Source organism: Streptomyces sp. NPDC048191, from assembly GCF_040652655.1.
Classification (GTDB): Bacteria; Actinomycetota; Actinomycetes; order Streptomycetales; family Streptomycetaceae; genus Streptomyces.
Genome location: NZ_JBEZMO010000017.1, coordinates 1 through 6468 on the forward strand (window position 1 = coordinate 1; position 6468 = coordinate 6468).

General features: G+C 69.3%; 9 protein-coding genes, 1 tRNA gene and 1 pseudogene. 4 read left to right on the plus strand and 7 right to left on the minus strand.

Annotated features, from left to right (window positions below; genetic code table 11):
- The 3 genes and pseudogenes from AB0D93_RS25645 to AB0D93_RS25655 form a co-directional block, all read right to left on the minus strand.
- Positions 1 to 184: pseudogene (locus tag AB0D93_RS25645) on the minus strand (GTP cyclohydrolase I FolE); the annotation flags it as partial.
- 1 nt (position 185) lies between these two features.
- Complete coding sequence (locus tag AB0D93_RS25650) at positions 186 to 644, minus strand: hypothetical protein (protein ID WP_362123394.1); 459 nt, start codon at positions 642 to 644, stop codon at positions 186 to 188.
- Positions 645 to 727: 83 nt separating this feature from the next.
- Positions 728 to 1276: a DUF2231 domain-containing protein gene (locus AB0D93_RS25655; RefSeq protein WP_362123397.1), complete on the minus strand. Its 549-nt coding sequence runs from the start codon at positions 1274 to 1276 to the stop codon at positions 728 to 730.
- Positions 1277 to 1398: 122 nt separating this feature from the next.
- On the opposite strand from AB0D93_RS25655, the gene AB0D93_RS25660 reads away from it, so the two are divergent.
- Positions 1399 to 2130: a helix-turn-helix domain-containing protein gene (locus tag AB0D93_RS25660; RefSeq protein WP_362123400.1), complete on the plus strand. Its 732-nt coding sequence runs from the start codon at positions 1399 to 1401 to the stop codon at positions 2128 to 2130.
- 95 nt (positions 2131 to 2225) lie between these two features.
- On the opposite strand, the gene AB0D93_RS25665 is transcribed toward AB0D93_RS25660, so the two are convergent.
- Positions 2226 to 2307, minus strand: a tRNA-Tyr gene (locus tag AB0D93_RS25665).
- A 225-nt stretch (positions 2308 to 2532) separates the two neighbouring features.
- On the opposite strand from AB0D93_RS25665, the gene AB0D93_RS25670 reads away from it, so the two are divergent.
- The gene (locus AB0D93_RS25670) at positions 2533 to 3021 is read left to right on the plus strand and encodes a YajQ family cyclic di-GMP-binding protein (RefSeq protein ID WP_019756392.1); all 489 of its coding nucleotides are present in this window, start codon (positions 2533 to 2535) and stop codon (positions 3019 to 3021) included.
- A gap of 82 nt (positions 3022 to 3103) precedes the next feature.
- On the opposite strand, the gene AB0D93_RS25675 is transcribed toward AB0D93_RS25670, so the two are convergent.
- Positions 3104 to 3370, minus strand: coding sequence for a GlsB/YeaQ/YmgE family stress response membrane protein (locus AB0D93_RS25675; RefSeq protein WP_362123404.1), 267 nt, complete (start codon positions 3368 to 3370; stop codon positions 3104 to 3106).
- 154 nt (positions 3371 to 3524) lie between these two features.
- Between AB0D93_RS25675 and AB0D93_RS25680 the strand changes: the two genes are divergently transcribed.
- On the plus strand, positions 3525 to 4778 hold the full coding sequence (locus AB0D93_RS25680; RefSeq protein ID WP_362123407.1) for an amino acid permease: 1254 nt from the start codon (positions 3525 to 3527) through the stop codon (positions 4776 to 4778).
- Between the two features lie 167 nt (positions 4779 to 4945).
- A complete protein-coding gene (locus tag AB0D93_RS25685) occupies positions 4946 to 5347 on the plus strand; it encodes a YccF domain-containing protein (protein ID WP_362123410.1) in 402 nt (133 codons plus the stop codon).
- 527 nt (positions 5348 to 5874) lie between these two features.
- On the opposite strand, the gene AB0D93_RS25690 is transcribed toward AB0D93_RS25685, so the two are convergent.
- Together AB0D93_RS25690 and AB0D93_RS25695 are read right to left on the minus strand one after the other, a co-directional pair.
- Positions 5875 to 6207 (minus strand): hypothetical protein, encoded by a 333-nt coding sequence (locus AB0D93_RS25690; RefSeq protein WP_362123412.1) that lies wholly within the window; start codon positions 6205 to 6207, stop codon positions 5875 to 5877.
- A gap of 79 nt (positions 6208 to 6286) precedes the next feature.
- Positions 6287 to 6468 (minus strand): hypothetical protein (locus AB0D93_RS25695; RefSeq protein WP_362123415.1); only part of this gene is annotated, 182 nt, incomplete at its 5' end.

Sequence of the window (6468 nt, forward strand, 5' to 3'; positions counted from 1 at the left end):
CACGCAGGCTCTCCGAAGCGGTGGAGATGCCGAGGGCGTTGAGGAACCGGCCGGCCGCGGCTTCCGCGGCGGCCAGGTCGATGCCCTCGGGCTCGTGGACGACCCGCAGGCCGGGCCGTACGGGTGCCGGTTCCGCCTCCTCGCGCAGGTCCATGTGGGCGGTGGTGCGGGGGCGCTCGGTCATGTCAGCTGCCCCCGACGCCGAGAGCGGTGAGCAGGACCAGGACGAGGGTGGCCACGGCGAGCAGACCGTGGGCCAGCACGACGGCCACCGGAAAGTGCCGTTCGGCGGGGACGGTTCCTTCGGTGGCCTGCGCCGTTGCCGCGGCCGGTGCGGCCCCGGCGGCGGCACGGTCGCGGTGGACGGGGATCCAGCGGGCCAGCATCACGAATCCCAGCAGGGCGACCGGCAGCAGCAGACCGAACGCGGTCCACGCCAGGGCGGACTTGTCGGCCACGACATAGACGATCCACACCACCAGGCCGATCGCGGCCAGGGCGAAGTGGCCGAAGACGACAGGGGCGGGCAGGCGGCTGGTGCCGGACTGCTGTTGCCGGACTCCGCCGCGTTGGATCCAGGTGCCGAGCAGGTAGAAGCCGCCGAGAGCGGTGACCACCCAGGTGATCAGTGCGGCGATGTCCATGGGGAACTCCCAGGTGAGGTCGGTGTCGAAGGCAGCCGGAAGGGACCGGCCGCCGTGAGGGGGACGGGGGACGGGGGGCCGGGTCACGCGGGGGTGCGGGTGCTCCGGCGGCTGTGGTCGCGTGCGTATCCCTCGGCCTGGGTGTTCTCGTCGGCGACGCGCACGCCGTAGCGGTAGGCGAGCCTGCCGCCGAGGAATCCCGAGACGCCCAGGGCCGCCACGCTGGCGGCGGACAGCACGAGCCGTCCGATGCCGACGCTCGCGCCGTCGGCGTAGTCGCCGTGCCGCCAGAGGAAGTTGACGACGTAGGCGGCGGTCACCAGCAGGTTCAGCGCCATGTGCACCAGAGCGGTACGGAAGGCCGGGGTGCCGGCGGGAATCGCAAACAGGTCGAGGAATCCGGCCATGGCCGCCAGCAGCGCGCCGATGACACCGACCGCGATCAACCACTCCGAGGCCTGGGTCAGGAACCCCGGTCGGTGCACGACGTGCGAAGCGATGTCGAACACCAGGCTGGTCACCCAGGCACCGATCGGCACGGTCACCAGGATCGGGTGGAACGGGTGACCGTACGGACCGGCGAGCGAGGCACTGACCGGACGCTTGGCCTGGAACTGCAACTCATCGGTCATCGCAACCACCCCTCTAGTTTCACCAATAAAGCTTGGTCTTATTCGGGGAGGGCGTCAAGACGCGCAGCGCATGAGGGCGGAGGAACACTTGTGCCCACGTACGTAGGAGTTAACGTGGTCATGTGTCTTCCGACCCGACTGCGCAGGCCGACGCGGCCGACAGCGCCATCGACTCCGTCAGCGTCCTGAGCGAGGACTCGCGGCGGCGCATGTTCGCCTTCATCCGCCGTGCCCGCCGCGCCGTCACACGGGACGAGGCCGCCGCCAGCGTCGGCATCTCCCGCAAGCTCGCCGCCTTCCACCTCGACAAGCTCGTCGACGCCGGTCTGCTACGGGCGCGCTACGAGACGCCCGGCGGCATCCGGAAGGTCGGCCGGCAGCCGAAGGTGTACGAACCCACCGACGCCCAGATCACCGTGAGCATCCCCGACAGGCGCCACGAACTGCTGGCGGACCTGCTCCTGGACGCCGTCCTGACCGAGGGCACGGACGAGAACGCCGCGCAGGCAGCCGTACGGACCGCCGAGCAGCGCGGTCGCGAGTTGGGTGAGGCCGCGCGGAAGGAGACCCGCCCGGGCCGCCTGGGCCCCGAGCGGGGACTGACCGCCTGCGAGCAGCTGCTGGACCGATACGGCTACGAGCCCGTCCGGGAAACCTCCACCCAGTTGCGCCTGCGCAACTGCCCCTTCCATCCGCTGGCCGCGAAGGCCCCCGACCTGGTGTGCGGCATGAACCACGCTTTCCTCAGCGGCTACCTGGGCGGCCTCGAGATCCAGGGACTCCAGGCCGTCCTCGCCCCCGAGCCCGGCGAGTGCTGCGTGCGGCTGGGCCCGAACGCCGTCGATCACGCGTGATGACCGGACGGCTCGGAACCAACCACTCACCCCACCCGTGATACGACAAGGGCCCCGTGACCTGCTCTCACAGGTCACGGGGCCCTTGTTCCGTGTGGCGGCGCCAGGATTCGAACCTGGGAAGGCTGAGCCGGCAGATTTACAGTCTGCTCCCTTTGGCCGCTCGGGCACACCGCCGGGGGTTGTACACCAGATCGAACCGCTCTGCGGCGCTCCCTGGCGACGACGTAAACAATACCCGATACACAGGGGTGCTCCGCCACCCGGTTGATCTCCACCCCTCGGCTCGCGGGGTGGCTAGGCTGGTGCGGATGCGGCCCGGCGCCAAGCCGGGCCCGGCGGCCGCCGCCGCGCACGCCGGCACGCACCCGTTACGCACCCCGATACAAGGAGCCACAGGACATGGCCGACTCCAGTTTCGACATCGTCTCGAAGGTCGAGCGGCAGGAGGTCGACAACGCCCTCAACCAGGCCGCCAAGGAGATCTCGCAGCGCTACGACTTCAAGGGCGTGGGTGCCTCGATCTCGTGGTCCGGTGACAAGATCCTCATGGAGGCGAACTCCGAGGACCGGGTGAAGGCCGTCCTCGACGTCTTCCAGTCCAAGCTGATCAAGCGCGGTATCTCGCTGAAGGCCCTGGACGCGGGCGAGCCCCAGCTGTCCGGCAAGGAGTACAAGATCTTCGCGTCGATCGAGGAGGGCATCTCCCAGGAGAACGCGAAGAAGGTGGCGAAGATCATCCGTGACGAGGGCCCGAAGGGCGTGAAGGCCCAGGTCCAGGGTGACGAACTGCGGGTCTCCTCCAAGAGCCGTGACGACCTCCAGGCCGTGATCGCGCTGCTGAAGGGCAAGGACTTCGACTTCGCGCTGCAGTTCGTGAACTACCGGTAAGAAGCCGGCAGGACCCCGCAGGAGACGGGAAGGGCGGGCGCCCCCGAGCGGTGCCCGCCCTTTCGTGCTGCCGGTGCCGCGTTCAGTCGCGCGAGTTGCCGAACAGGATGCGGTAGAGGACCAGCAGCACCAGGGAGCCGCCGATGGCCGCGACCCAGGTGGCGCCGTCGTAGAAGCTCTTGGTGATCGGATGGTGCAGCCAACGGGCGGAGATCCAGCCGCCGATGAACGCGCCCGCGATGCCGATGACAGTCGTGCCGATGAAGCCGCCGGGGTCGCGCCCCGGCAGGAGGACCTTGGCGATGGCTCCGGCCAGCAGTCCGAGGATGATCCAAGCGATGATGCCCATGCCGTGAACCTGCCCTTCCGCGCTGTGTCCGCACTGTCCCGCTCCTGGGAATCCGGTGAGGAACCGCTGTCCACGCGCGCGTGTTCGTGCCGTGTCGATGAAGAGGACGTCACCCGTCCACCACACGGTTGCCGCGCTCAGTAGGGTGCGGCGCATGACACCTGCCGACACCGGACTCCGCCGTACCCTGGGCGTTCGTGACGCCGTGGTCGTCGGCCTCGGCTCGATGGTCGGCGCCGGCGTCTTCTCGGCCCTGGGGCCCGCCGCGCGCGCGGCCGGAACGGGCCTGCTGCCCGGGCTGGCGCTCGCGGCCGTGGTGGCCTACTGCAACGCCATGTCCTCGGCGCGTCTCGCGGCCCGCTACCCGGCCTCCGGCGGGACGTACGTGTACGGGCGGGAACGGCTGGGCCCGTTCTGGGGGTACCTCGCGGGCTGGGCGTTCGTGGTCGGCAAGACGGCGTCCTGCGCGGCCATGGCGCTCACCGTGGGAGCGTACGTCTGGCCGGGGCAGGCGCACGCCGTGGCGGTCGCGGCCGTGGTGGCGCTGACGGCCGTGAACTACGGCGGGATCCAGAAGTCGGCGTGGCTGACGCGCGTGATCGTGGCGGTGGTGCTGGCCGTGCTCGCCGCCGTGGTGGTCGTGTGCCTGGCGTCCGGGCGGGCCGGGGCCGGGCGGCTCGACATCGGGCTGTCGTCGGGCGCGGCCGGGGTGCTTCAGGCGGCGGGGCTGCTGTTCTTCGCGTTCGCCGGATACGCGCGGATCGCGACCCTCGGGGAGGAGGTACGGGATCCGGCGCGGACGATTCCGCGCGCCATCCCACTGGCCCTGGGGATCGCCCTTGTGGTGTACGCGTGCGTGGCCGTCGCGGTGCTCGCCGTCCTCGGCGCGGGCCGGCTCGGGAACGCGACGGCTCCGCTGGCCGACGCGGTGCGGGCGGCCGGTGCGCCCGGGCTCGTGCCGGTGGTGCGGGGCGGGGCGGCGGTGGCGGCGTTGGGCTCGTTGCTCGCGCTGATCCTGGGCGTGTCCCGGACGACGCTCGCCATGGCCAGGGACGGGCACCTGCCGGCGACGCTGGCCGCGGTGCACCCGCGCTTCCAGGTGCCGCACCGGGCCGAACTGGCCGTGGGCGCGGTGGTGGCCGTACTGGCCGCGATGGTGGACGTGCGCGGCGCGATCGGTTTCTCCTCCTTCGGAGTCCTCGCCTACTACGCGGTCGCCAACGCCTCCGCGTGGACCCTGAGTCCGGCTCCGTCATCCCGTGTGGTGCCCGTGGTGGGCCTGCTCGGCTGCGCCACGCTGGCGTTCGCTCTGCCCGCCGTCTCGGTGGCCGTGGGGGCGGGCGTGCTCGCCGTGGGCGTGGCTGCCTACGGCGTACGGCGGTGGTTGGCGGGACGGCGCCTGCCGTGACCCACCGTCATCCCGCGGGCGGCCCTGCCCGCTTCGTCAGCGGGTCCGGGATCGTCTCGGAACGTTCCCGGTCACTACGACGGCGCTCCGGTACCGCCTGGACACATGATCAGCTGATACTGGTGGCAGCAGGCATGCCGACGGAGTGACCTGGAGAGGTACCGATCATGAAGGTCTTCAACCTGCTGCTCAACATCCTGTGGCTCGTCCTCTGCGGGCTCTGGATGGCGATCGGTTACCTGATCGCCGCCCTGATCTGCTTCATCCTGATCGTCACCATCCCGTTCGGCATCGCGTCGCTGCGCATCGCCGGGTTCGTCCTCTGGCCGTTCGGCCGCACCACCGTGGAGAGGCCGGACGCCGGGGCGCCGTCGTGCGTCGGCAACGTCATCTGGCTGGTCTTCGCGGGATGGTGGCTCGCGCTGGCCCACCTGATCACGAGCATCCCGCTGTTCCTGTCGATCATCGGGATTCCCTTCGGCTGGGCGAACCTGAAGCTCATCCCCATTTCGCTCATGCCTCTGGGACGGGAGGTCGTACCCACCGACGCGGCGTTCGGCGGACGCTGACCCCGATCCCCCCATTTCCGGCTTCCGTTGCTGCGGCTTGCCTGGATTCGGCCCTGGTTATGTCCGACAATGGGACTGTTTGATGGCCGCGCTTTCGCGAACCGGTGGGCTGGTCAGCCCCCGACGTGAACTTGCCACCCACATCATGCGGCCCGCCCGAGAGGACGCGCCGGACACCCTCCCCCTCGACGCGGCCGTGATTCTCGCGCTCCGTCCCTTGCACGAGACGAGGGATCGAAAGGTATGGCCCATGAGTACACAGCGCACAAAGCGCCTTTTCGCGGTGTCCTCCGCCAGCGTTCTGATGGCCGGCGGTGTCGCGCTCGGCGCGGCGGGGCCTGCTTCGGCGACCGCCCCGACTCACGTCCCCTCATACGCCCACCACTCGAGCCGCGGCTGCGACGAGGTATGGGGCGACGGCGACTGCAACACGCCGTACGGCGCATACGGAGGGGCTGCCCAGGGCGGCGACCATGGTGAAAGCCACGCCGGACGCTGATCCGGCTGGCGAACCACATCAGGCGCCGTCACCTGGCCCCGGCGCCAGTACCGGCACCGGCGCCCGGGGTCATATTGGCCGGGCGAATGTCATCCAGGCTCTGTACGAGAATCACCGGCGCCGAATGTGAAGGCGTGGGCACCTGAATGAGAATGGGGACGTAGACCATATCGCCGTTCCTGTACTCGGCCTTCCATGAATTTCGGTAGCAGACGACATCACTCGGGTTACCGCGCGTCGCATAGCACTGAGTCACCGACTTCGACGGCACTGCCGCTGATGCGTTCCCTGCCGCGAAGGCTGCACAGCAGGCAGCCAGGGCAACTACGAGGCCGCCGCTCCGCAAGGCTGCTTTCTTCATTCTCGACTCCCTGGGATCCGCGCATGTGAAAGCCCGGCAGCCAGGCAATTGGGACCACCCGGCCGCCGGACCGTCAAGTTCAGCCGTTGTTGTTATTGTTGTTGTTGTTCGCGCCTCCGCCGTTGTTGTTATTGTTGTTGTTGTTCGCCCCACCCCTGCCGTTGTTGTTGTTATTGTTGTTGTTGTTCGCCCCACCCCTGCCGTTGTTGTTGTTATTGTTGTTGTTGTTCGCCCCACCCCTGCCGTTGTTGTTGTTATTGT

Excerpts from the sequence above, each read along its gene's own strand:
- AB0D93_RS25650 (WP_362123394.1), bottom strand. The coding sequence starts at position 644 with ATGGACATCGCCGCACTGATCACCTGGGTGGTCACCGCTCTCGGCGGC.
- AB0D93_RS25655 (WP_362123397.1), bottom strand. The coding sequence starts at position 1,276 with ATGACCGATGAGTTGCAGTTCCAGGCCAAGCGTCCGGTCAGTGCCTCG.
- AB0D93_RS25670 (WP_019756392.1), top strand. The coding sequence starts at position 2,533 with ATGGCCGACTCCAGTTTCGACATCGTCTCGAAGGTCGAGCGGCAGGAG.
- AB0D93_RS25675 (WP_362123404.1), bottom strand. The coding sequence starts at position 3,370 with ATGGGCATCATCGCTTGGATCATCCTCGGACTGCTGGCCGGAGCCATC.
- AB0D93_RS25680 (WP_362123407.1), top strand. The coding sequence starts at position 3,525 with ATGACACCTGCCGACACCGGACTCCGCCGTACCCTGGGCGTTCGTGAC.
- AB0D93_RS25685 (WP_362123410.1), top strand. The coding sequence starts at position 4,946 with ATGAAGGTCTTCAACCTGCTGCTCAACATCCTGTGGCTCGTCCTCTGC.
- AB0D93_RS25690 (WP_362123412.1), bottom strand. The coding sequence starts at position 6,207 with ATGAAGAAAGCAGCCTTGCGGAGCGGCGGCCTCGTAGTTGCCCTGGCT.